Source organism: Pseudomonas sp. QS1027, assembly GCF_002814235.1.
Taxonomy (GTDB): Bacteria; Pseudomonadota; Gammaproteobacteria; order Pseudomonadales; family Pseudomonadaceae; genus Aquipseudomonas.
Genome location: NZ_PHSU01000007.1, coordinates 78,989 through 103,309 on the forward strand (window position 1 = coordinate 78,989; position 24,321 = coordinate 103,309).

20 protein-coding genes are annotated in these 24,321 nt (G+C 61.9%); 8 read left to right on the forward strand and 12 right to left on the reverse strand.

Features of this window, described 5'->3' with window-relative positions:
* Nucleotides 1-188: 188 nt before the first annotated feature.
* From CWE01_RS07235 to CWE01_RS07260, 6 genes are all read right to left on the reverse strand, one after another.
* Nucleotides 189-1,532, reverse strand: a complete 1,344-nt coding sequence (locus CWE01_RS07235) for a TolC family outer membrane protein (protein WP_100939848.1) — start codon at nt 1,530-1,532, stop codon at nt 189-191.
* A 17-nt stretch (nt 1,533-1,549) separates the two neighbouring features.
* On the reverse strand, nt 1,550-2,878 hold the full coding sequence (locus tag CWE01_RS07240) for an HlyD family type I secretion periplasmic adaptor subunit (RefSeq protein ID WP_100939849.1): 1,329 nt from the start codon (nt 2,876-2,878) through the stop codon (nt 1,550-1,552).
* Entirely contained in the window at nt 2,875-4,611 is a 1,737-nt protein-coding gene (locus tag CWE01_RS07245; RefSeq protein ID WP_100939850.1) for a type I secretion system permease/ATPase, read from the reverse strand. Before CWE01_RS07245 ends, CWE01_RS07240 begins: the two co-directional genes overlap by 4 nt.
* Before the next feature lie 123 nt (nt 4,612-4,734).
* A complete protein-coding gene (locus CWE01_RS07250) occupies nt 4,735-5,313 on the reverse strand; it encodes a hypothetical protein (protein WP_100939851.1) in 579 nt (192 codons plus the stop codon).
* A 196-nt stretch (nt 5,314-5,509) separates the two neighbouring features.
* Entirely contained in the window at nt 5,510-7,318 is a 1,809-nt protein-coding gene (gene oadA, locus CWE01_RS07255) for a sodium-extruding oxaloacetate decarboxylase subunit alpha (protein WP_100939852.1), read from the reverse strand.
* A gap of 11 nt (nt 7,319-7,329) precedes the next feature.
* Entirely contained in the window at nt 7,330-8,745 is a 1,416-nt protein-coding gene (locus tag CWE01_RS07260) for an acetyl-CoA carboxylase biotin carboxylase subunit (protein WP_100939853.1), read from the reverse strand.
* A gap of 202 nt (nt 8,746-8,947) precedes the next feature.
* Here CWE01_RS07260 and CWE01_RS07265 point away from each other — a divergent pair, with 202 nt between their 5' ends.
* The gene (locus tag CWE01_RS07265; RefSeq protein WP_100939854.1) at nt 8,948-9,910 is read left to right on the forward strand and encodes a LysR family transcriptional regulator; all 963 of its coding nucleotides are present in this window, start codon (nt 8,948-8,950) and stop codon (nt 9,908-9,910) included.
* Here CWE01_RS07265 and CWE01_RS33810 read toward each other — a convergent pair.
* From CWE01_RS33810 to CWE01_RS07280, 3 genes are all read right to left on the reverse strand, one after another.
* Nucleotides 9,852-10,043 carry a PA3496 family putative envelope integrity protein gene (locus CWE01_RS33810; protein ID WP_100939855.1) on the reverse strand — a complete coding sequence of 64 codons (192 nt, stop codon included), beginning with the start codon at nt 10,041-10,043 and terminating at the stop codon, nt 9,852-9,854. The genes CWE01_RS07265 and CWE01_RS33810 overlap by 59 nt on opposite strands.
* 149 nt (nt 10,044-10,192) lie before the next feature.
* On the reverse strand, nt 10,193-11,059 hold the full coding sequence (hexR, locus tag CWE01_RS07275) for a transcriptional regulator HexR (RefSeq protein ID WP_040071809.1): 867 nt from the start codon (nt 11,057-11,059) through the stop codon (nt 10,193-10,195).
* A gap of 144 nt (nt 11,060-11,203) precedes the next feature.
* A complete protein-coding gene (locus CWE01_RS07280; protein WP_100939856.1) occupies nt 11,204-14,071 on the reverse strand; it encodes a bifunctional diguanylate cyclase/phosphodiesterase in 2,868 nt (955 codons plus the stop codon).
* A gap of 275 nt (nt 14,072-14,346) precedes the next feature.
* Between CWE01_RS07280 and uvrD the strand changes: the two genes are divergently transcribed.
* The 4 genes from uvrD to CWE01_RS07300 all read left to right on the forward strand — a co-directional run bounded on the left by uvrD (nt 14,347) and on the right by CWE01_RS07300 (nt 18,667).
* The gene (gene uvrD / locus CWE01_RS07285) at nt 14,347-16,530 is read left to right on the forward strand and encodes a DNA helicase II (protein WP_100939857.1); all 2,184 of its coding nucleotides are present in this window, start codon (nt 14,347-14,349) and stop codon (nt 16,528-16,530) included.
* Nucleotides 16,531-16,621: 91 nt separating this feature from the next.
* Entirely contained in the window at nt 16,622-17,062 is a 441-nt protein-coding gene (locus tag CWE01_RS07290) for an EamA family transporter (protein ID WP_100939858.1), read from the forward strand.
* Between the two features lie 191 nt (nt 17,063-17,253).
* Nucleotides 17,254-18,123, forward strand: coding sequence for a Tim44 domain-containing protein (locus tag CWE01_RS07295; RefSeq protein WP_100939859.1), 870 nt, complete (start codon nt 17,254-17,256; stop codon nt 18,121-18,123).
* A 136-nt stretch (nt 18,124-18,259) separates the two neighbouring features.
* On the forward strand, nt 18,260-18,667 hold the full coding sequence (locus CWE01_RS07300; RefSeq protein WP_017129371.1) for an SMI1/KNR4 family protein: 408 nt from the start codon (nt 18,260-18,262) through the stop codon (nt 18,665-18,667).
* Nucleotides 18,668-18,814: 147 nt separating this feature from the next.
* Here the strand turns inward: CWE01_RS07300 and CWE01_RS07305 are convergent, their stop codons facing one another.
* Nucleotides 18,815-20,578, reverse strand: coding sequence for a cation:proton antiporter (locus CWE01_RS07305; protein ID WP_100940049.1), 1,764 nt, complete (start codon nt 20,576-20,578; stop codon nt 18,815-18,817).
* A gap of 277 nt (nt 20,579-20,855) precedes the next feature.
* Here CWE01_RS07305 and CWE01_RS07310 point away from each other — a divergent pair, with 277 nt between their 5' ends.
* Nucleotides 20,856-21,347, forward strand: a complete 492-nt coding sequence (locus CWE01_RS07310) for an acyl-CoA thioesterase (RefSeq protein ID WP_100939860.1) — start codon at nt 20,856-20,858, stop codon at nt 21,345-21,347.
* A gap of 17 nt (nt 21,348-21,364) precedes the next feature.
* Here CWE01_RS07310 and pdxY read toward each other — a convergent pair whose 3' ends face one another.
* Entirely contained in the window at nt 21,365-22,237 is an 873-nt protein-coding gene (pdxY, locus tag CWE01_RS07315; RefSeq protein WP_100939861.1) for a pyridoxal kinase PdxY, read from the reverse strand.
* Nucleotides 22,238-22,351: 114 nt separating this feature from the next.
* Between pdxY and CWE01_RS07320 the strand changes: the two genes are divergently transcribed.
* Nucleotides 22,352-22,756, forward strand: coding sequence for a DUF3301 domain-containing protein (locus CWE01_RS07320; protein WP_100939862.1), 405 nt, complete (start codon nt 22,352-22,354; stop codon nt 22,754-22,756).
* A 163-nt stretch (nt 22,757-22,919) separates the two neighbouring features.
* Here the strand turns inward: CWE01_RS07320 and CWE01_RS07325 are convergent, their stop codons facing one another.
* The gene (locus tag CWE01_RS07325) at nt 22,920-23,900 is read right to left on the reverse strand and encodes a GTP-binding protein (protein WP_100939863.1); all 981 of its coding nucleotides are present in this window, start codon (nt 23,898-23,900) and stop codon (nt 22,920-22,922) included.
* Nucleotides 23,901-23,934: 34 nt separating this feature from the next.
* On the opposite strand from CWE01_RS07325, the gene CWE01_RS07330 reads away from it, so the two are divergent.
* Nucleotides 23,935-24,285 (forward strand): NADH:ubiquinone oxidoreductase, encoded by a 351-nt coding sequence (locus CWE01_RS07330; protein ID WP_177410463.1) that lies wholly within the window; start codon nt 23,935-23,937, stop codon nt 24,283-24,285.
* Nucleotides 24,286-24,321 lie beyond the last annotated feature (36 nt).

The window sequence follows — 24,321 nt, forward strand, 5'->3', positions numbered from 1 at the left end:
GTCCAACCTGCAATTTAATGCGTCCGATGGGCAAAGATCGTCGACAGAACTGCAATATAGTACAGATCAGCCCATCTTCATTGCCTCGCGAACGCAATAAAATGCATTTTTAGGCCGCCAAGCGGGTGATAAACGCAATAAAATGCAGATTCTAGACCGTTTGCCATCGGTCACAGGGGGGTGGCCCATCAACCGATATCGGCAACAAAGACCTCATCGATCCTGGCCAGATCGCCCTCATTCAGGATGCCCGCATGGAAACGCAACTTCACCCATGCCATCAGATAGTCGTAACGGGCCTTGGCCAGCTCGCTACGGGTACTGAACCGTTGTTGCTCGGCATTCAGCAGATCGAGGTTGACCCGCTCGCCCCCCAGCAAGCTCTTTTGCGTCGAATCCACCAACGACTCCGCTGAAGCCAGGGCCTTCTGATAAGCGCGTAATTTGCTCTCCCCCGACAGGCAAGCGCTGAACTGGCGACGCAACTCGATCAACGTCTCACGGGTCTTGGCCTCCAGTTCGTACTCCGTTTGCTCAAGGCTCCGGCTGGCCTTGCGCACGGAGGCCGAAACGCCACCCCCCGCGAACAACGGCACGCTCAACTCGATGCCAATGCTATTGGTGCTGTTGCGCTGGTCATAGGTGCTGCTGCTATCGGACTCCGATTTGCGCAGGCTGGCGTAGGCCGTGACCTTGGGCAGGTGTCCGGCACGGCTGCGCTCCACCTCGAACCTCGCCACCTCGACCGCCTGGCGTTGAGAAGCCAGCAACGGGTTCTGGACCAGCGCCATGCGATGCCAATGATCAAAGGTCGCCGGCTCCATGGGAAAGGCCTGGAAAGTCGCGGACAGCGGCGCCAGATCATTGATGGCGATCCGCGGTTCGCCCATCAGGGCACCCAACTCTCGCAACGCGGCATCCTGCTCGTCATGGGCCTCGATCTGTTGCGCCGTTGCCAGCTCGAAACGCGATTCGGCCTCGAGAATATCGGTACGGGTGCCCTCTCCCTGGTGAAACAGATGGGTATTGCGCTGGAACTGCTGCTCAAAGGCCTTTTTTCGGGCCTGGGCAATTTCGATCTGATCCTGGGCCAACAAGGCCCGGGTGTAGGCACTGAGTACCCGCAGCAGCAGCTCCTGGCTTTTGCTGCGAAACACCTCATCGGCAAACAGCGACTGGGCGACGCCTTTGCGATAAGCCGCATAGGCTTCGTAATCGAGCAGCGGTTGCTGCAGGGTCAGTGCCGAGGTGGCACTGCGGTAGCGGCGCTGGTCATGGCTGCTGCCCGCCTCCCTGAGCTGGGTGACCCTGGATTCATTACGCCCCAGGTTGTGGCTGTAGGACAGCCGAGGCAGCAGCCCCGCCCGGCCAATGGCATCGCTTTCCCGCCCGGCATCGCGCGCCTTCATGGCCCCCTGGAACACCGGGTCATGCAGCAAAGCCGACTCATACACTTGAAAGGGTCCCAGGGCATGGCTCTCGAGGCTGGCGATCAACGCGAACAGCGCAACAGGTATCAAAACTATTTTCATGACGGCAGACCCTCTTCCTATTCGGTCAACGAGGCGCTCACGCGATCCAGCAGCGGTTTGAACAGGTAGTTGAGGAGCGAGCGCTCCCCGGTACGGACGAACATCTCGGCCGGCATGCCGGGCTTGATCACCAGTCCATTGAGCTGTTCCAGAGAGGCTTCACTGACCGAGCTGCGTATCACGTAGTAGGGGGCGCCGGTTTTTTCGTCGAGCAACTGGTCGGCCGACACCAGGCTGACCTCGCCCGCGACACGGGGCGTCACGCTCTGATTGAACGCCGTGAACAGGATGTCCACCGGCAGGGCCGGACTGACCTTGTCCACCAGGCTGATCGGCAAGCGCCCCTCCACCTCCAGATGCTGGCCTTGAGGCACGATCTCCAGCAGTGTGTCGCCGGCACGGACCACGGCGCCCTCGGTATGCACGCTCAAGTTGACGGCAATCCCTTGCGCTGGCGCGTTGACCTCGGTGTGCTGCAAGTCAAAACTCGCCGACGCCAGCTGTTGTTCCAGGGTCAGGCACTTGAGTCGCACCTCGGCCAACTCGCCACGGACTTCGGTCTGATATTCCTCGACATGCCGGGAGAGCCTTAGCTGCGACTCGAGTATTTCCTGTTTCAGCAGCCCGATTTCCCCCTTGTTCCGCGCGATCTGCTGCTGAACCTGGGACAACTGGCGCTCCTGCTCCAGCAGACGATTACTCGCAATATGTCCCTCATCCGCCAGAGGGCGCAGTTTCTCCAGTTGACGGCGCAGCGATCCGGCCTGGGCGTCCAGGTCATTGCGGGCCTGGCGCAGGCCGGAGAGTTGGGCGGTCGCCCCGTCGATGCGGGCACGGATGCCCGCCTGCTCGCGATAAAAGGCTTCGCGCCGACTAGCGAAAAGTTGCCGCTGCCCCTCCAGGACAACCGCCAGCAACGGATCGGCATCGGCACTCAACTCGGCTGGAAACTGAACCTGCGCCAGATTATCCCGCTCGCTCTGCCAGCGGGCCTGAGTGGCCAGGGCTTGACGGTACTGGGCCTGCAAGGATTGGACAGTGGCCGACAGTTGGGTCTGATCCAGGCGAAACAGCACCTGCCCCTTCTCGACCTTCTCTCCCTCTCTGACCAGAATCCCACTGACGGCTCCCCCGCCCAGGGACTGGACGGCCTTGCGCTTGCCGGACACGACAACCGTGCTCGGCACACTGACGCCTTGATCCAGCGGTGCCAGGGCCGCCCAGCTGAAGAAACCGCCGGCACCGAACACCACCAGTGCCCAACCCAAGCTGACGAAAAACGCGGCCCCGCGCTGCGGACACGAGGTGAGCGCAGGGTGATGTGGCGTGATGCTCTCTGAACTCATGCGCCTGTTTTCCTTGGCGATTGAATGGCAGCTTTCGAAGCCGCCTCCCGGGTTCTCGATAAACTTTCGAGCACCTGCGAACGCGGACCGAAGGCCCGCACTTTCCCCTCTTCCAGCACCATCAACTGATCGGCCTGGACCAGAACGTGGGTGCGGTGGGTCACCAGAATCACCGTGCTGCCCTGGGCTTTCAGTTGGGCAATGGCCCGGGTGAGGGCCGCTTCACCCTCGGTATCAAGATTGGAGTTCGGCTCATCCAGCACCACCAGGCGAGGCCGGCCATAGAGCGCCCGGGCCAAGGCCACGCGCTGCTTCTGGCCTCCGGAAAGGCCGGCGCCGGCGTCCCCCAGCACCGAGTCATAACCCTGTGGAAGGCGCAGGATCAACTCATGAACACCCGCCTGCCGGGCTGCCTCGACGACCTTGTCCGGGTTCGGCGCGCCGAAACGGGCAATATTTTCAGCCACGGAACCGCTGAACAGCTCGATGTTCTGCGGCAAGTAGCCAATATGGGGACCCAGTTCGTTGCGGTCCCAGCGATGGATATCGGCACCGTCCAGCCGCACCACCCCGCCCTGGACCGGCCAGATGCCCAGCAGCACGCGAATCAGGCTCGACTTGCCCGCGCCGGAGGCCCCCAGCACCCCCAGCACTTCACCGGCCGCCAGTTGGAAACTCACTTGATGCAAGGTCGTGCGCTGCTGGCCGGGAGGCCCGGCACTCACCTGCTCGAATGCCAGTTGCCCCTTGGGAGCGGGCAAGGCCATCGCTCCCACCGATTCGGGAAACTCATTGAGTAGCGCGTCGAGACGCTGATAAGCCGACCTGGCCGCGTTCCAATGCCTGGAGGTGGCAATCAACTGGTCGATGGGCAGCAACACCCTTCCCATCAGGATGGAACCGGCAATCATCATCCCGGCGCTCATATCACCAATGATCACCAGCAACGCACCGAGCCCCAGCACCAGGGATTGCAGGCACTGGCGAAAGCCTTTGCTCAGATGAGTCATGACCGCGCCCGTGTCGCCGGCCCGGTTCTGTTGCGAGAGGAAGTGGGCGTAGGGCTCGAACCAGCGTTGGCGCAACACACCCAGCATGCCCATGGCCTGGATGGTCTCGGCATTGCGCAAATGGCTGGCGGCCAATTGACTGGCCTCTTGCGAATGGCGACTGGCTTCAGCCAGCGGCTTCCTGGTCATCCATTCATTGAGCAGCGCCATGCTCACCAGCAGCACGGCTCCCGCACAGGCGAATACACCCAGCCAGAAGCTGAACATAAACATCACCGCCAGGTAGATCGGAAACCAGGGCGCATCGAAAAAAGCGAACAAGGCCGGGCCGGTCAGGAACTGGCGAATATGGTTCAGATCGCCGAGGGCCTGCGCGCCATGCCCGTCACCACGGACCAGGTTGCGCGCGAAGGCGGCCTGGTAGACCCGCAGGTTGAAACGCTGATCGAGATGCCCCGCGACACGGCTGACGACAAAGTTGCGAACCGTCTCCAGCAGCCCGATAAAAACGAAGAATCCCACGATCATCAGCGTCAACATAACCAGCGTGGTCTGGTTTTGCGAAGTCAGGACCCGATCATAAACCTGCAGCATATATATCGAGGGGGCCAGCATCAGCACATTGATCAAGGCGGTAAAACAGCCCACGCTGATCAGAATACTCTTATATTCCCCGAGCACTTCTATCAACGGTGCCGTAGGTGTTGTCGCCAAGGGTTTCATTGACTTCCTTGAATAGTATTTCGCGTGCGTAAAACATCAGAAGAGCAGCGCCCAGGGCACTGCTCTTGGTGAGTTCAAACGAATAAACTGACCGGGTTACTTATAAACCGGTGAGAGGGACTATTACGCAACCATATCCAGGATAGAAGGAAGCAGCGCATCATCAATACGCCAGCCGAAGTCGCTGTCGGTCAACTCGCTATAGGCATCCAACTGTTTGGCAGCGAGCGCAGACTCGCTGCGCGCTGTATGATTACAATCGTGCGGGCCAGAAAACTCTACTTTACATTCCGGCATGCCAGAAACCACCTCATCAACCTCTCCTTCAAGCCTGTCAAACACCTCTCTGCCGAGGCCCTCATCGCCTATAAGCCCCCTGGGTTGAGGCTGCGCATCATCTGAAATCAGGTCAAGCAACGCCTGGATTTCCATAAGATCTCGCTGCACATTTTCTGAAAGCTTGGCAATTTTGGCGCTCCAGCCATGATAGTCAAAACTATAGAAAGGAGCGTTGACCGCCGGCGGTTGCCCGCGCTCAGAGTCTATCTCCGCCTCTCCCCTCCAGAAAACCTGCAGATCACGCACCCGGTTGAAATTAGGGTCGACAGCAGCCGGCTTCGCGAGATCACCAATTGTTACCTCCATCCTTTCGTTCCAGAAAGAAGGCATCCGATCATACATATTGATAATGTCCATTGACATAAATCACTCCATATAACGACGAGTCAATGAGCGCCCAATACCCATTGGGCGTGCTCGTCGTCCATTTAATAAAACTTATGAAGTGAGGGTTATATAAATAGATATCACCACTGTTCCATGGCAAATCCTGAGCAAAAAAAAGGGGAGCACATGCTCCCCCGAGGAAAAACGTTTGTAGGCGAAGGCTATTTATTGATCAGCCTTCGATCTCGATCAGAATCTCGCCCGGATTGACCCGGTCGCCCTTGGCCACATGAATAGCGACAACCTTGCCCGCCACCGCCGCCTGCACTTCGGTTTCCATTTTCATGGCCTCGGTGATCAGTACGGCCTGGCCGGCTTTCACGGTGTCGCCTTCCTTGACCAGCACATCGACGATATTGCCCGGCATGGTGGTGCTGACATGGCCCGGCGCGCTGGCCTGCTTGCGCTTGCTGCTGCCACCGCCGACAAATTCATTGAGCGGTTCGAACACCACTTCTTCCGGCATGCCGTCGATGGACAGGTAGAAGTGCCGCTTGCCTCCGGCCTTCACACCCACACCGGTGATGTCCACGCGGTAGGTTTCGCCGTGCACGTCGATGACGAACTCGGTCGGTACGCCCTCGCCGCCCGCCGAACTCACGCCACCGGCTTCAGGGATCGGCAACAGTACTTCAGGGGTCAGGGTACCGGCCTCACGCTCTTCGAGGAACTTGCGCCCGATATCCGGGAACATGGCGTAGGTCAGCACGTCCTCTTCCGACTTGGCCAGGGCACCGATCTCGCCGCGCAACTTGACCATTTCCGGCTTGAGCAGGTCGGCCGGACGCACGTCGATCACTTCTTCGCTGCCGATGGCCTGGCGCCGCAGTTTCTCGTTGACCGTGCCCGGCGCCTTGCCGTAGCCGCCTTGCAGGTACAGCTTCACTTCGTTGGTGATGGTCTTGTAGCGCTCGCCGGCGAGGACGTTGAAGAACGCCTGGGTGCCGACGATCTGCGAGGTCGGGGTCACCAGCGGCGGGAAGCCGAGGTCTTCACGCACTCGCGGAATTTCCGCCAGCACTTCGCCCATGCGGTTCAAGGCACCCTGCTCTTTCAGCTGGTTGGCGAGGTTGGAGATCATCCCGCCCGGCACCTGGTTGACCTGCACGCGGGTGTCGACGGCGGTGAATTCGCTTTCGAACTGATGGTACTTCTTGCGCACGGCGTAGAAGTACAAGCCGATTTCCTGCAACAGTTCCAGATCCAGGCCGGTGTCGAACTCGCTGCCTTTAAGGGCCGCGACCATCGACTCGGTGCCCGGATGGCTGGTGCCCCAGGCAAAGCTGGAGATCGCGGTGTCGATATGATCGGCACCGTTTTCCACCGCTTTGAGCTGGCACATCGCGGCCAGGCCGGCGGTGTCGTGGGAGTGGATAAACACCGGCAGCGACTGCTCGGATTTCAGCGCCTTGACCAACTCGCCCGTGGCGTACGGGGTCAGCAGGCCAGCCATGTCCTTGATCGCCACCGAGTCGCAACCCATGGCTTCCATCTGCTTGGCCTGGGCCACGAACGCCTCGATGGTGTGCACCGGGCTGGTGGTGTAGGCGATGGTGCCCTGGGCATGCTTGCCCGCCGCTTTCACCGCTTCGATGGCAACCCGCAGGTTACGCACGTCGTTCATGGCGTCGAAGATGCGGAACACATCGATACCGTTGACCGCCGCCTTGGCGACAAAAGCCCGGACCACATCGTCGCTGTAATGGCGGTAGCCCAACAGGTTCTGGCCACGCAGGAGCATTTGCAGGCGGGTGTTGGGCAAGGCCGCGCGCAGTTGGCGCAGACGCTCCCACGGGTCTTCTTTCAGGAAGCGCACGCAGGCGTCGAAGGTCGCGCCGCCCCAGACTTCCAGGGACCAGTAGCCGACCTTGTCGAGCTTCTCGCAGATCGGCAGCATGTCTTCGGTGCGCATGCGGGTGGCGAGCAGCGATTGGTGGGCGTCGCGCAGGATAGTGTCGGTAACGTGAATCTTCTTGGTCATTGTAATAATCCTCACAGGCCTGCGTGGGCGGCGATGGCGGCGGCGATGGCCAGGGCCAGCTCTTCGGGTTTGCGCTTGATCGAGTAGTTGGTCAGTTCAGGGTGGCTTTCAACGAAGCTGGTATTGAACTGGCCGCTACGGAATTCCGGGTTACGCAGGATTTCCTGGTAATAGGCCGCGGTGGTCTTCACGCCTTGCAGGCGCATGTCGTCCAGGGCCCGCAGGCCACGGTCCATCGCTTCTTCCCAGGTCAACGCCCAGACCACCAGTTTCAGGCACATGGAGTCGTAGAACGGCGGAATGGTGTAGCCGGTGTAGATCGCCGTGTCGGTGCGCACGCCGGGACCGCCGGGGGCGTAGTAACGGGTGATCTTGCCGAAGCTGGGCAGGAAGTTGTTCTTCGGGTCTTCGGCGTTGATCCGGAACTGCAGGGCAAAACCGCGATGGATGATGTCTTCCTGCTTGACCGACAACGGCAGGCCGGAGGCGATGCGGATCTGCTCACGGACAATGTCGATGCCGGTGATTTCTTCGGTGATGGTGTGTTCCACCTGCACCCGGGTGTTCATTTCCATGAAGTACACCTCGCCCTCGGCGAGCAGGAACTCCACGGTGCCGGCGTTCTCGTAGCCCACCGCCTTGGCCGCGCGCACCGACAGGTCGCCGATGTAGGCGCGCTGTTCCGGGGTCAGCTGGGGGCTGGGGGCGATTTCGATCAGCTTCTGGTTGCGGCGCTGGATCGAGCAGTCACGCTCGAACAGGTGCACCACGTTGCCAAAGCTGTCGCCGAGAATCTGCGCTTCGATGTGCTTGGGATTGACGATGCATTTTTCCAGGAAGACTTCCGCCGAACCAAAGGCCTTGGTCGCTTCGGAAATCACCCGGGGGAAGGCCTGTTCCAGTTCTTCGCGGCTGTTGCAGCGACGGATACCGCGACCGCCACCACCGGAGGTGGCCTTGAGCATCACCGGGTAACCGATGCGGTCGCCTTCGATAAGGGCTTCGGCGATGTCCGCGACGTTGCCTTCGGTGCCCGGGGTGACCGGCACGCCGGCCTTGATCATGCTGCGCCGGGCTTCGGTCTTGTCGCCCATGCGGCGGATCACTTCCGCCGACGGGCCGATGAATTTGATTCCACGTTCGGCGCAGATGTCCGCCAGTTCGGCATTTTCCGACAGGAAGCCATAACCGGGGTGCAGTGCGTCACAACCGGTTTCCACCGCCAGGTTCACCAGCTTGCGCGGGTTCAGGTAGCCGGCCAGGGGCTCGGCACCGATGCTGTGGGCCTCATCCGCGCGCTTCACATGCAGGGCATGGCGATCGGCGTCGGAATAGATCGCGACCGAGCGAATGCCCATCTCGGCGCAGGCACGCACGATTCGTACGGCAATTTCACCACGGTTGGCGATCAGGATCTTTTTTATCACTTGGAAATTCCTAAGCCGCTGGAACAAACAACCCTTGGGGTGCAACCGGAAAAACGGGTCGGCGCGTGACTAAATGTTTCAAGCCAGTCGCGCAGTCCACACTAGACCTCCCCAGTGATAAACCAAAATCAATAATTATTGGGTCGCTCATAAGCAAAAGCTTATAGTTGAACGGTTCGCGGCCCTCATGAGTGTTTATAAAATGCGTAAGTCCTTGATGCGTATGACATTACGTCAACTCAAGATTTTCAATGAGGTCTGCGATCTGCGTTCCTACAGTCGCGCAGCTGATGAAATGTCTCTCACACAACCGGCCGTAAGCCTACAAATTCGTCAGCTGGAAGAGCTGATCGGCCAGCCGTTGTTCGATTACGTCGGCAAAAAGCTCTATATGACTGAAGCGGCTGAAGCGTTACAGCGGGCCAGCCGGGACATTTTCGGGCGGCTGGAAAACCTCGATATGCAGCTCTCGGACATGCAGGGCTCGCTGCAGGGGCAGCTGAAACTGGCGGTGGAATCCAGCGCCAAGTATTTCGTGCCGCACCTGTTTGCCGCGTTCAAGCGCCAGCATCCCGAGGTCAACCTGCACCTGACGGTGGTCAACCGCGCACAGGCGCTGCGGCGCCTCTCGGACAACCGTGACGACCTGCTGATCATGTCGATGGTGCCCCAGGACATGGGGCTCGAATTCCTGCCGTTCCTGAACAACCCGATTGTCGCGGTGGCGCCGCCGGATCATCCGCTGTGCCACGGCGGCCCGCTGCGCTTGCAGGACCTGGAGCCGTATACGCTGTTGATCCGCGAAGCGGGGTCGGGAACGCGGATCGCGTGCGAGGAGTATTTCAAGGAGAAACGCGTGCACTTCTCGCAGACACTGGAAGTGACCTCGGGCGAAGCCCAGCGCGAGTGTGTGGTGGCGGGGCTGGGCCTGGCCCTGTTGACGCGCCATGCCCTGAGCCTGGAACTGGCGACCGGCGTGCTCCGAGAACTGCCGGTGGAAGAACTGCCGCTCTATCGCAGTTGGTGCCTGGTTCAGGCCAAGGACAAACGCCTGTCACCGGTCGCCCATGCGTTCCTGGGGTTTATTCGCAGTGAACGGTTACAAATCAGCGGGCTGGTTGAGCGCTTCGACGGTCGGATGCCGCATCCGCCTGCCAGTAATTGAGTGCGGCGATTTCCTGTTGCAGTTGGCGCAGTTCGGTGCGGTCTTCGATTGCGCGACGAAATTCCATGCGGCGCTGATCTTCCTGCTGCCGACGGGTTTTGACGCTGCTTTGCTCTTCGTGGTGCCGGGCCATTTCGAGTCTCCCAGGTTGGGTACGGGAGTTACAGAGTGGACGGGAGCAATGACGGTTTGGCGGCAACCACGTGACAGGCAGATGAAAATTGCCCCTGTGGCGAGCGGGCTCGCCACACAGGCCCATCCGACGCAGGGAGTAAGCGGACCTCAGTCGTCGAGGGCTTTCACCGACTTGGGCGACAAGCGCAGGCTGCGCAAGCTGCGCTTGACGCTCTTGAGGTGATTCACCAGGCTCGGCCCACGGGCCATGGCCACGCCCATGGCCAGCACATCGATCACCACCAGGTGGGCGATACGCGAGGTCAGCGGGGTATAGATCTCGGTGTCTTCGTGCACGTCGATGGCCAGGTTCACCGTCGACAGCTCGGCCAGCGGTGTCTGGCTCGGGCACAGGGTGATCAGGGTCGCGCCGCTTTCACGTACCAGGTTGGCGGTGATCAGCAGGTCCTTGGAACGGCCCGACTGGGAAATGCAGATCGCCACGTCGGTAGGCTTGAGCGTCACCGCCGACATCGCCTGCATGTGCGGGTCGGAATACGCCGCCGCCGTCAGCAGCAACCGGAAGAACTTGTGCTGGGCATCCGCCGCCACCGCACCGGAAGCGCCGAAGCCGTAGAACTCCACCCGCTGCGCCGCCGACATGGCGGTCACGGCCCGTTGCAGCGCGGCCGGATCGAGTTTTTCGCGCACGTCCATCAGGGTATGCAGGGTGGTGTCGAAGATCTTCAGGCTGTAGTCCGCCACCGAATCGTCTTCGTGAATCGCGAACTGCCCGAAGCTGGCGCCGGCCGCCAGGCTCTGGGCCAGCTTCAGTTTCAGGTCCTGGAAACCCGAGCAACCGATGGCCCGGCAGAAACGCACAATGGTCGGTTCGCTGATGCCCACGCTGTGGGCCAGGTCAGCCATGGAACTGTGCATCACCGCCGCTGGATCGAGCAGGACGTGATCGGCAACCTTGAGCTCCGACTTGCGCAGCAGGTTGCGAGACTGGGCGATGTGTTGCAACAGATTCAAAGGACTGGACTCATTGTTATGGGCGAATGCCTGGGATGTAGCAGTCTTGTAGTTATACTACAAGAATTCGCGGATTGCCCGTTCCATTACGTAACCGGCCTCCCCGCTACCGTAGCGCAGGGAGCATGTAGCCCCTGTCGGCGCCTAGGGAAAGCCATTGCGCAGCAGTCGCATCAATTCCTGCGCCGCCACCGGCCGGCTGATCAGATAGCCCTGCACTTCATCGCAACCCTGGGCCTTGAGGAAATCCAGTTGTTCCTGGTTTTCCACACCTTCGGCCACCACCTTCAGTTCCAGGCTGTGGGCCATGGCGATGATCGCCCGGGTGATCGCCGCATCTTCACTGCCCTCGCCCAGGCCGCGAATAAAGCTCTGGTCGATCTTCACGTAGTCCACCGGGAAACGCTTGAGGTAACTCAGGGACGAATAGCCGGTGCCGAAGTCATCGATGGCCAGTTTCACCCCCAGGTCGCGCAGCTGCTGGAAGGTGGCGATGATGTGTTCGACGCTGTCGAGCAGCTGGCTTTCGGTCAGCTCCAGCTCCAGCAGTTCCGGGGCCAGGCCGGTTTCCTCCAGCACCTGGCGCACCAGGCTGACCAGCTTGCCCTGGCGCAACTGATGCACCGACAGGTTCACCGACACCCGGATCGGCGCCAGCCCGTCGCGCTGCCACTCGCACGCCTGCCAGCAGGCCTGGCGCAAGACGAACTCACCGATCGGCCCGATCAGCCCGGTTTCCTCGGCCAGGCCGATAAAGTCCGCCGGCGGCACCTGGCCCAGGGTCGGATGCTCCCAACGCACCAGCGCCTCGGCGGCGTTCATCCGCCCAGTGGCCAGGCACAGCTTGGGCTGGTAGAAGACGCTCAGTTGCCGCTCTTCGATGGCCTTGCGCAGCTGGTTCTCCAGTTGCAAGCGCTCCAGGGTGCTGGCTTGCAGGCTCTCGGTGTAGAACTGGAAGTTGTTCCCGCCCAGGTGCTTGGCGTGCTGCATGGCGATGTTCGACTGGCTGAGCAGCACTGGTATTTCCCGCGCATTGTCCGGCAACAGGCTGATGCCCATGGACGCGCTGACCACCAGTTCATGCTCGTCGATGGTCACCGGCACCCGCAGCTTGCCGAGCAGGCGCGTCGCCACCCGCGCCAGGCTGGAGAGATTGCCGTAGGCGTCGAACAACACGGCGAACTCATCCCCGGACAAACGGGCGATGGTGTTGGCTTCCGGCAAGGCATTGACCAGGCGCCGGGCCATCTGCTGCAACAACTGGTCGGCGATTTCATGACCGAGGCTGTCGTTGAGCAATTTGAAACGGTCCAGGTTGATGTGCAGCAGCGCCAGGCTGCGGCCACCCTGGCGAACCTGCTGATGGGCCTCGTGCAGGCGTTCGCGGAACAACGAACGGTTCGCCAGCCCCGTCAGTTCGTCGTAGTGGGTCAGGTAGCGCATGCGCTCTTCGGATTCGCGGCGGGCCGACAGATCGGCGAAGAAGCCGACGATATGGCTGACATGGCCCCGCGTATCGCGCACCACATTCAGTTGCAGCCATTGCGGGTACAGCTCGCCGTTCTTGCGCGCCTCCACCAGTTCGCCCTGCCAGCTGCCGTGCTGCTCCAGGGCCTGGTGGATGGTCGAATAGTGACGCCGGGCATCGCGACTGCCCGGCAGGTCGACCACATTGCGCCCGAGCATGTCTTCGGGCAGGTAACCGGTCACCCGGCTGAAGGCCTGGTTGATCGCCAGCAGGCTGTAATTGGGGTCAAAAATCACGATGCCTTCGCTGGCCGCCTCGAACACCGTCGCGGCCAATTGGCGCAGGGCTTCCTGTTCCTTGTGCGTGCTGATATCGCGACGGGTGCCGACCATGCGCAACACCCGACCGCTGGTGGAGCGCTCGACCGCCCGGCCGCGGTCTTCGATCCAGACCCAGTGACCATCGCCATGCCGCACCCGGTACTCGATCAGGTAGTCCTCGGTGCGGCCCTTCAAATGTTCCACCAGCGCGCGCTTGAGTGCCGGGACATCCTCGGGGTGCAGGCGCGGCTTGAGGTGGCTGAGCATGGCCGTCACGTATTCCGGATCAAGGCCGAACAGCTCCTTGAGCTGGGTGTGATGCACTTCGTCGGTCTGCAGGTTCCAGTCCCACAGCCCGAGGGCGCTGGCCTGCAACGCCAGGGCCAGGCGCGTTTCGCTTTTGCTCAGGGCCTTGTTCGCCGCATCCAGCTCCAGGCTGCGCTGGACCACCCGGCTTTCCAGGCCGACCTGGGCGTCGCGCAGCTCCTGTTCGGCGCGGCGACGCTGCTCGATTTCCCGCGCCAGTTCGAGATTGAGTTGTTCGCTGCGGGTGTGCGCCTGTTGCAGACTCTCGATCAGCGCCTGGTTCTGGAAGCGCCGCAACAGGCCGCGTCGGATCAGCCGATTGACCTGCAACGCCACCACGCTCAGCGATACCAGCAGGATCAGCCCGAGCCAGCCCCAGCCTTGTTGCTCCTCGGTCCCGCCCCAGAACAGATAGACGATGGCCGGCAACAGGCAGGGCAAGGTAAAGGTCAGGAACGCCGGGATGCTCACGGCGTAGGCCACGCTGGCGGAGAGGGTCGCGGCACCGATCAGGCCGAAGACCCAGGCCTGCTCGAGAAAACTGTCGGTGGGCACCAGGGCGATGCCGGCGCAGGCCAGGGTCAGGCCACTGACCGCCGAACCCAGCAGGAAGGTCCGACGCCAGATCGGCTGGGCCTGGCGACTGGGCATCGCCGAATCGAACGCCGCCACCTGGATCACGCGCAAGGCCACCAGCGCCATCAACCACACCAGCCAGACGCTGACCAGCAGGTAGCGCTGCGGGCTCCAGAGCAACCAGGCGCAGACCAGACCGTTCAACAACATGAATAAAGTCGGCAGCAACGACCCCTGGTACAGCAGGCGCGTACGCTCGACCGTCAGCTCGGTGGCGAATTGCTTGCGGATAACCCGCCCAGCCTCCATCGAGGGGCTCAGCGCGTCAAAGCTCTGGGTCATGGGCAGTATTCTTATAATGGTTAGCCATAAACGTGGCAGGAGCATACACAAGCATCCGGCAGGACCAAACTGCCCCAGGTCATAAAATGTAATGAATTTGCCGACAGCCGGCCCCCTTGTCCGGGGTCAGAGCAAGACACGCCGCCACCTGTAGCCGATGACTGACCGGTCGTCACAGCTGATCTTTTTATCTGCCACGGTGCGCGTCCCTGCTCAAGAGCCGCCGCTCAGCATTAGGGTTTGCCCGCCCAGGCCCAGCACCCTAGAATGCGTCGATGCGCGATGATCTCTCCTTTCTGCTGAACTCCCTCAACGATGCCCAACGCCAGGCCGTAGCCGCCCCCGTTGGCCGTCAGTTGGTCCTGGCCGGTGCCGGCTCGGGTAAAACCCGGGTGCTGGTGCACCGTATCGCCTGGTTGATCCAGGTCGAAAACGCCTCGTCCCATTCGATCCTGTCGGTGACTTTCACCAACAAGGCCGCTGCCGAGATGCGCCATCGCATCGAGCAGTTGCTGGGCATCAGCCCGGCCGGCATGTGGGTGGGCACCTTCCACGGCCTGGCGCACCGCCTGTTGCGGGCGCACTGGCAGGAAGCCGGCCTGAGCCAGACCTTCCAGATCCTCGACAGCGACGACCAGCAACGGCTGGTCAAGCGGGTGATCCGCGACCTGGGCCTCGACGAACAGCGCTGGCCGGCGCGCCAGGCCCAGTGGTTTATCAACGGCCAGAAGGACGAGGGCCTGCGCCCGCAGCATATCCAGGCCAGCGGCGACCTGTTCCTGGCGACCATGCGCAGCATCTATGAAGCCTACGAGGCCGCCTGCGCCCGCGCCGGGGTTATCGACTTCTCCGAGCTGCTGCTGCGCGCCCTGGACCTGTGGCGCGACCATCCGGGCCTGCTGGCGCACTACCAGAAGCGCTTCCGGCACATCCTGGTGGACGAGTTCCAGGACACCAACGCCGTGCAGTACGCCTGGTTGCGCCTGCTGGCCCAGGGCGGCGACAGCCTGATGGTGGTCGGCGACGACGACCAGTCGATCTACGGCTGGCGCGGCGCGAAAATCGAGAACATCCACCAGTATTCCGCCGACTTCGCGGACGCCGTGACCATCCGCCTGGAGCAGAACTACCGCTCCACGGCCGGCATCCTCAAGGCCGCCAATGCCCTGATCGCCCACAACACCGGGCGCCTGGGCAAGGAGCTGTGGACCGATGGCGGCGACGGCGAGGCGATCAACCTCTACGCCGCCTTCAACGAACACGACGAAGCGCGCTACGTGGTGGAAACCATCGAAAGCGCCCTGAAAACCGGCCTGGCCCGCAGCGATATCGCCATTCTCTATCGCTCCAACGCCCAGTCCCGGGTGCTCGAAGAAGCCTTGCTGCGCGAACGTATTCCGTACCGCATCTACGGCGGCCAGCGCTTCTTCGAACGGGCTGAAATCAAGAACGCCATGGCCTACCTGCGCTTGCTGGAAGGCCGTGGCAACGACGCGGCGCTGGAGCGGGTGATCAATGTCCCGGCCCGCGGCATCGGCGAGAAGACCGTCGAGGCCATTCGCGAGCACGCCCGCCACAGCGAACTGTCGATGTGGGAAGCCATGCGCCAGCTGGTCGCCAACAAGGGCCTGACCGGACGCGCCGCCGGCGCGCTGGGGGTGTTTGTCGAACTGATCGAGGACCTGGCGGCGAAAACCCGGGACATGCCGCTGCACCTGATGACCCAGGTGGTCATCGAGCAGTCCGGGCTGATCGCCTACCACGAAGCGGAAAAAGGCGAGAAAGGCCAGGCCCGGGTGGAAAACCTTGAGGAACTGGTCAGCGCCGCCCGCAACTTCGAGGCCGCCGAAGAAGACGCCGAGCTCACGCCGCTGGCCGCCTTCCTCGGCCACGCATCGCTGGAAGCCGGCGACACCCAGGCCGACGAGCACGAAGACAGCATTCAACTGATGACCCTGCACAGCGCCAAGGGCCTGGAATTCCCCTACGTGTTCCTGGTGGGCATGGAAGAAGGCCTGTTCCCCCACAAGATGAGCCTGGAAGAACCCGGCCGCCTTGAGGAAGAACGCCGGCTGGCCTACGTGGGCATTACCCGGGCGATGCAGAACCTGGTGCTGACCTACGCCGAAACCCGACGCCTGTACGGTAGCGAGACCTACAACAAGGTCTCGCGTTTCGTCCGCGAAGTGCCGAAAGGGCTGATCCAGGAAGTGCGCCTGTCCAACAGCGTCAGCCGACCGTTCGGCGGCGCCCAGGCCCAGGCCGGCAGCAGCCTGTTCGGCGGTAGCGATATTCCGGACACCGGCTTCAGCCTCGGCCAGACTGTACGCCACAGCATCTTCGGCGACGGCGTGATCCTAAACTTCGAAGGCGCCGGCGCCCAGGCCCGGGTCCAGGTGAACTTCAGCGAAGGCAGCAAGTGGCTGATGCTCGGCTACGCCAAGCTGGAAGCGGTCTGATCGTGATGTTCAAGCGTTTCCACGCCTGGTGTGGAAACGCTGACAGCACGCCCCCGCACGTCTAATCATTCAAGCGAGGTCGTGACACGGCATGGGTTCAGGCTTCTTTTCCTCTTGGACATTCTGGGCCTTGTTGTCGGCGACTTTCGCTGCCCTGACGGCGATCTTCGCCAAAATCGGCATCGATAACGTCAACTCGGACTTCGCCACCCTGCTGCGAACCATCGTGGTATTGGTCAGCCTGGCCTTGATTTTGTACGCAACGGGCCAATATCAGTCATTGAGTTCGATTTCCGCCAAGAGCTATCTGTTCCTGCTGTTGTCGGGCCTGGCTACCGGCGCTTCGTGGTTGTGCTACTTCCGCGCCCTGAAGGTCGGTCCGGCCTCGCTGGTGGCCCCGGTGGACAAACTCAGCGTGGTGTTCGTCGCCGTCATCAGCGTACTGCTGCTGGGCGAGAAGCTCGACCTGCGTCAATGGGGCGGTATCGGCCTGATTACCGCCGGCGTGGTCATGCTGGCTCTCCGACGTTAGCCGGGAACATTTCACTCAGCGCTTATCGACTCGTCTTACGAAACAAACGGCATCGGCGTAATGGCCTTTCATGAAACCTTCAGGTGAGGCATGGGAGGATCAGGCAAAAGCCGGAAACACTCTCGCGCTAGCCAGTAACATTTCACCTGTGCAGTATGGCGCGCGTGCACTCCACAAACGGGAATACCCTTATGCAACGTTTTCTCAGTATCGCCTTGGCGCTCTGCATCGGTCTGACGATGAGCCTCGACGCGAACGCCAAACGCTTCGGCGGCGGCAAAAGCATGGGTTCGGCGCCCAGCCATCAAACCAGCCAGATGGCCCCAGCTGCGGGTGCCGGCGCTGCTGCCGCGACCGCCGGTGCTGCCGGTGCCGCGGGCGCTGCTGCCAAAGCGGGCGGTGCTTCGCGCTGGCTCGGCCCTCTGGCCGGCATCGCCGCCGGCGGCCTGCTCGCCTCCATGTTCATGGGCGGCGGCTTCCAGGGCATGCAGTTCTTCGACATCCTGATCATGGCGGTCATCGCCTTCATGATCTTCCGCTTCATTGCCGCCCGTCGACGCAAGCAGCAGGAGCACATGGCTCCGGCCGGCGCGCCGTTCCAGCGTGAAGTGTTCGAGCAACCGGCTCAGCCGCAGAACGCGATCTTCGGTGGTTCCGCCCCCGCTGCCCTGCGCCGCGAGATCCACGCACCGGCCTGGTTCAACGAAGAGCGCTTCCTGGAAGCCGCCCGCAGCCACTTCCAGTCGCTGCAGCAGCACTGGGACGCCAACGAGATGGACAAGATTGCCGAGTTCGTCACCCCGCAGATGCTGCAGTTCCTGAAACAGGAACGGGCAAACGAAGGCGACGGCTTCCAGTCCACCTACATCGACAACCTGCACGTGCAGCTGGACGGCCTGGACGATCGCGCCGACAAGACCATCGCCACCCTGACCTTCAGCGGCGTGTCGAAGAACTCGCGTTTCGACCAGGGCGAAGCCTTCAGCGAAAGCTGGAACATGGAGCGTCCACAGGGCGACAACCAGCCTTGGCTGGTGGCCGGTATCCGCCAGAACGGCTGATCCACGGCGCGCGCTGAAAAAAGCTACAAAAACCCCGGACCTGTCCGGGGTTTTGCATTTCACAATTGTACTTTTTGCAAGCTACTGTATAAGACCCGTGATACGAACCGCGCCATAAAGCAAGAGGATTGAGGCCGTGGAAGAAGTCATTGAACAATTGCGTGAAGCCAACGAACCCGTGCCGGTGCCTTTGGAGTTGCCCGACGAGGATCAGTTGGTCGAAGTCGAGGAGGAGTTGTTCATCAACATCCCCTTCGTTTTCAAGGAATTCCTGCTGACCGTCAGTGACGTGGTGTATGGCAGCCTGGAACCGGTGACGGTGACTGATCCGCAGTCGCACACCTACCTGCCCGATGTGGCGGCCAATGCCTGGGACTCCGGGGTGCCACGGGACCTGATCCCGATCTGCCAGGACGGTGACAACTACTACTGCGTCGAGGAAGACGGCACCGTGGTGCTGTGGTCCGGCGAAGAAGAGTTGATCACCGAAGAGTCCTGGGAATCGGTGTGGCACTGGGCGCGGGATGTCTGGCTGGAAAGCTGATCTGCCCCCGCTCGACACCGACCCCTTGTAGGAGCCGGCTTGCTGGCGATAGCCATCTCACAGGCGCCAACGATCCATGGCCGTATGGCCGCCTGTGGCAGATCGCGAGCAAGCTTGCTCCTACAGGCGGGCATCGGCGCCCGGGCCTCAATGCCCCGCCGAATCGCTCTTCTGCTCCAGGGTCTCCAGCAAGGCGACCTGCATGCGCGTGTGCACGCGTACAAACCAGCGCCACAGCACCGCCGCTACCGCCGCCGCAACCACTGCGATCAGCACCAGCAACTCGCTGGTGGGCAGGATGCTCGCCGACAGCGCCGACAGCAGCAGGAAAATCACCAGCAGCGACAGCAGCGGAATCACCTCGGCGATCACCCGCCGGACCCGCTGGGTATGCCGCCCCGCCACCTCGGCCTTGACCCCCATCTCCGCCAGCAGCATCGACAGTGCCTTGAGCTTGCGGTACGCCGCGATCAGGAACGGCAACGACAGCAGCAGCGCCCCGCCCCAGATCAGGCCGTTGTGCCAGCTCGGCTCATTGATCCAGTCGGCCAGATAGTCGGCAATCGGCGCCGCGAAGAAACCACCGGCAAAGAAGATCGCCATCACCAGCGCCAGGTTGACCCCCACCTGCAACAGAATCCGCCGGATCATCGAGGCCAGCAGCGCGCCCTCGCCCTGTGGCTGGATACTGCGCAGCCATTCACCGTAGAGGCCGAACACCCGCGCCAGGCGCCGTGGCATCACCGCCGCCAGCTTGAGCGACAGTGGGTCCGCCGCACGGATCAGATAGGGCGTGAGCAGCGTGGTAATCACCGAGACCGCCACCGCGACCGGATAGAGGAAGTCACTGGTGACCTGCAAGGTCATCCCCAGCGCCGCGATGATGAAAGAGAACTCGCCGATCTGCGACAACCCCATTCCCACCCGCAACGACGTGCGGCCATCGTTGCCGGCAATAAACGCCCCCAGCCCGCAGGAGAGCATCTTGCCCAGCACCACCGCGACGGTGATCACGACAATCGGCCAGGCGTAATCGAGCAGGATCGCCGGATCGATCATCAAACCGATGGCAACGAAGAAAATCGCGCTGAACAGGTCGCGAACCGGTTCGATCAAGCGCTCGATTTTCAGCAGCTGACGGGACTCGGCCATGATCGCGCCGATCAGGAACGCCCCCAGGACCATGCTGTATTCCAGCTTGACCACCAGCAGGCAGAAGCCGAAACACAGGCCCAGCACAGTGATCAGCAGCATCTCGTTGCTTTCGAAGCGGGCAACGTAGGCCAACAACCGGGGTACCAGCAGGATGCCGACCACCAGGGCGACGATCATGAACAGCGACAGCTTGCCCACGGTGGAGAACACCTCGCCCGAGCTCACGGTGCCGCTGACCGCGATGCTCGACAGCAACGCGATGATGCCGATGCCGAGGATGTCCTCGACGATCAGCACGCCGAAGATCAGCTGGGCGAAGCGCTGGTTCTTCATCTTCAGGTCGTTGAGCGCCTTGACGATGATGGTGGTCGAGGAAATCGCCAGGATTGCGCCGAGGAACAGCGAATCCATGGTATTCCAGTCGAACCAGCGGCCGATTTCGTAGCCGATCCAGATCATCAGCACGATTTCCAGGAACGCCGCGATAAACGCCGTGGCCCCGACCTTGAACAGCTTGCCCAGGCTGAACTCCAGGCCCAGGCAGAACATCAGGAAAATCACCCCCAGCTCGGCCAGGGTCTTGATCGTGTCTTCGTCGTGGATCAGGCCGAACGGCGGCGTGTGCGGCCCGATGATAAAGCCGGCGACGATATAGCCGAGCACCACCGGTTGCTTGAAACGGTGGAAGAGGATGGTCACCACACCGGCCACCAGCATGATCACGGCCAGGTCCTGGATAAAACTGATGGCATGCATGGCGTGGCGCTCCTTGCTGTTGGGAAAGCGGCCATGGGACAGTTTTTGAGCTGTCAGCAATCACCGTTCCTGGTGTGAGAACTTTCTATGGCATGGCTTTCTGAAGGTTAACACTGCGACTTCCGACAAAAAGCCGGTGCAATATGTAGAAACAGATCCCTTGAAGCGTGACGATGGCCCAATCGACGGCGTCCCGTTATCGAGTGTTTGTAAAAATGAAGTAAGCGCCCGTAGAGGTGCCTGAGCCAATCCCTGCCTACCCAACCGTGAGCGTGCTATGGAACCCGGAAATGCCCAGCTGTCGATGACTGTTTTGATGACCCCGGACATGGCCAACTTTTCTGGCAATGTCCACGGCGGCACCCTGCTCAAGTACCTGGATGAAGTGGCCTACGCTTGCGCCAGCCGTTATGCCGGCCGTTATGTGGTGACCCTGTCGGTGGACCAGGTGATTTTCCGCGAGCCGATCCATGTCGGCGAACTGGTGACGTTCCTGGCCTCGGTCAACTACACCGGCAACACCTCGATGGAGGTGGGCATCAAGGTGGTGACGGAGAATATTCGCGAGCGTTCGGTGCGCCACACCAATAGCTGCTTCTTCACCATGGTCGCGGTCGACGACCAGCGCAAGCCGGCCGCCGTACCGCCGTTGCAGCCGCAAAGCAGCGAGGACAAGCGTCGCTACGTGCAGGCGCAACAGCGTCGGCAGATTCGCCAGGAGCTGGAAAAGCGCTACCAGGAAATCAAGGCCGACGGTGAAGGCGACTGAAGCCCTGAAGACAGGGCTTACAGGCTGATCGACTCCGCCTCGAACCGCACCCGCGGATGCACGATGCGGTCCTGGGCCCGCACCAGCTCCAGCTCGTAGCTGGCGCAGGCCTGGGTTTCCAGCAACACCTCATGCACCGCCGAAGCGGCGAACTCGAACGCCGCCACCAGGCTGTCGCCCAGCAGCACCCGCGCCAGGAACAGCCCCGAGGTCAGGTCGCCGACGCCCACCGGCTGCTTCGGGAAGGCCAGCAAGGGCCGTCGCAGGTGCCAGCTGCCCTCGGCAGTCACCAACAACATCTCGAAGCTGTCCGCCAGCTTGCCCGGATAGGCCAGGTGCTTGACCAGCACCGCCTTCGGTCCCCGCGCCAGCAGGCTGCGGGCCATGGCCAGGCAATCGAACAGGGAACTCGGCGTACGCCCGCAGAAGCTATCGAGCTCAAGCTGGTTGGGGCAGAGGAAATCGGCCATGACCGCCGCTTCTTCCAGCAGGAAATCACTGACCTCGGTCGGCACGCTGCAGCCTTTCTCCGGGTGGCCCATCACCGGGTCGCAGAGGTACAGGGCATTGGGGTTGATCGCCTTGATCCGCGCCACACCGGCGAGGATCGCCCGCCCCTGGGCCGCGCTGCCAAGGTAGCCGGACAACACGGCGTCGCAGTTACCCAGTTCACCGATGGCGGCAATCCCTTCGACCAGTTCGGAAATCCGCTGCGGCGCCAGCACTTCCCCCGCCCACTGCCCGTATTGGGTATGGTTGGAGAACTGCACGGTGTTCAGCGGCCAGACATTGACCCCGACACGCTGCATGGGGAAAACCGCCGAACTGTTGCCGGCATGGCCAAAAACCACGTGGGATTGAATGGCGAGCAGATGGGGAGTGCGTTTCATTCCGTATTCCAGAAAGGCCAGTGGATTCAAGCCGCTGAGTATGCGACTAAACGGAGCCTGTACGACAGACCGGGGAGCCAGTTAAGCTGAGCTGACTTTGTTGGAGTGGCGTTCATGCTGACCCTCGGAAATATGTTCGTGCTGATGTTGCTGGCGACCGGCGCTGCCTGGCTCTGGCACAACCATGGCCTGCGCGAGCGGGCGCTGGAGCGGGTCAAGCAGCACTGCGCCAAGCTCGACATCGAGCTGCTCGATGGCGCCGTCGCCCTCAAGCGCATCGGTTTTGTCCGTGACGCCCATGGCCGGCGGCGCCTGGCGCGGATCTACAACTTCGAGTTCACCGTCACCGGTGAGCAGCGTCACGCCGGGACCATCACCCAGTTCGGCGCCCACAGTGCCCATATCGAGCTGGCGCCCTACCCGTTCGAAGCCAAGCCGGAAGTGCGTAGCGCCGAAGTGATCGAATTGAGCCAATGGCGCCAGGATCATGCCAAGGACCACAATAATTTGCGCCGTTGAAGGGCCCGACGATGGTTCGCCAGTGATTGCGATGCAAGATGCACTGCCGCCATCGCCAGCAAGCCGGCTCCTACAGTTCGGTGTTCCAACACAAAATATCGTCAAGCCCGGGACCCTGTAGGGCTTGCTGGCGATAGCGATGTCACCTTCACCGCCGCTCGCCCTACAAACGACACTGCGCCATTCCCGCCTTTAACGACTCAATCTCCTGTTTTTCAGCGAAGATCAGCTCAATACGCGAATCCCGCCGCCATTCACTGGGCTGCCACTGCACGCTGGAGTTATCCACAGCGTTGGCGGAAACCCAGCCGTCGGGGCTGTGGATAACCAGTTTGGCTCGCAACCAATCCAGCCCGGACAACCAGTGCTGGAGCTTTTCCGTATCGAAGCACTGGCTCGGGTGCCAGCGCCAGCCGATGCTCCAGTTGCCGTCCTGGGAATGATCCAGGCAGATCGGTTGGGTCGGGTCGGTCCAGATCGCCGGCAGTGGGGCTTTGACCGGCGCGTCGACAGACGGCGCGCTATCAGCAGAGGTGTAAGCCTGCTCACCCTGACCGTTCTCCAGCGCGAGCAACTCGGCCAACCCCAACACACCCTGCTCCGTCCAGCGCACGGGCCCTTCAGGCAGCCGGGCCAGCACCCGTTGCCGTTCAACCGCGTCCAACCCTTCGGACTTGTTCAACACCCGCAGCCCCGCCAGCCCCAGCGCTTCCTGCTGGGAGTCCGGCAACGGCTTGCCCGCCGCCAGGGCCCGGGCGTCCAGCACCAGTACGCACGGCTGCAACGCCAGGACTCCCAGCCAGGGCGCCTCGGCCAGTTGCTTGAGAATCTGCACCGGATGCCCCAACCCGGAGGGCTCGATCAGCAACCGGTCCGGCCGCGCCTTGCGCAGCAAACGGGTCAATCCGACCTGGAACGGCGCGCCGTTGACGCAGCAGACACAGCCCCCAGCCACTTCCCCCAGTGCGATACCATCGTCGCCCTGGGTCAGCAGCGCGGCGTCGAGGCCGATCTGGCCGAACTCGTTGATCAGCACCGCCCAGCGCTCGCCCTCCGGCTTTTGCGCCAGCAGGTGTCGAATCAGGCTGGTCTTGCCCGCGCCCAGCGGACCGGCGATGACATGGGTGGGAATGTTCTGCAACATAGAGGGCCGATGGTCTGAAAGAGATAAAAGAATGATGCGCCTGATCTGCCTGGCGTTGCTGTTCGGCTCTGGCCAGGTGCTGGCCCAGGCCTGTGTGGTACATAGCCATGGGCAGCGGCTGGACGTGAAAGTCTGCCAGGAAAACATCAATATCCCGGCCAAGCTGTTCAGCGACGGTTTCTGCCAACCGAACCTGCCGGGGCAGAAGGTCGAGGTCGAGTACGTCGAGCAGTGCCCGGGCGGTTCGTTTGGCGTGTGCGGCAACGCGCAAGTGGCCAATATGCCTTATCGGCAGAATATCCACTATTACGGCGTGGCGACGGACGCGGCGTACCTCAAGCCGTTCTGTGAAAGCCAGAGCGGCGGACAGTGGCAAACCCCGTAATCAAGACCGCCACATATCCCCTGTAGGAGCCGGCTT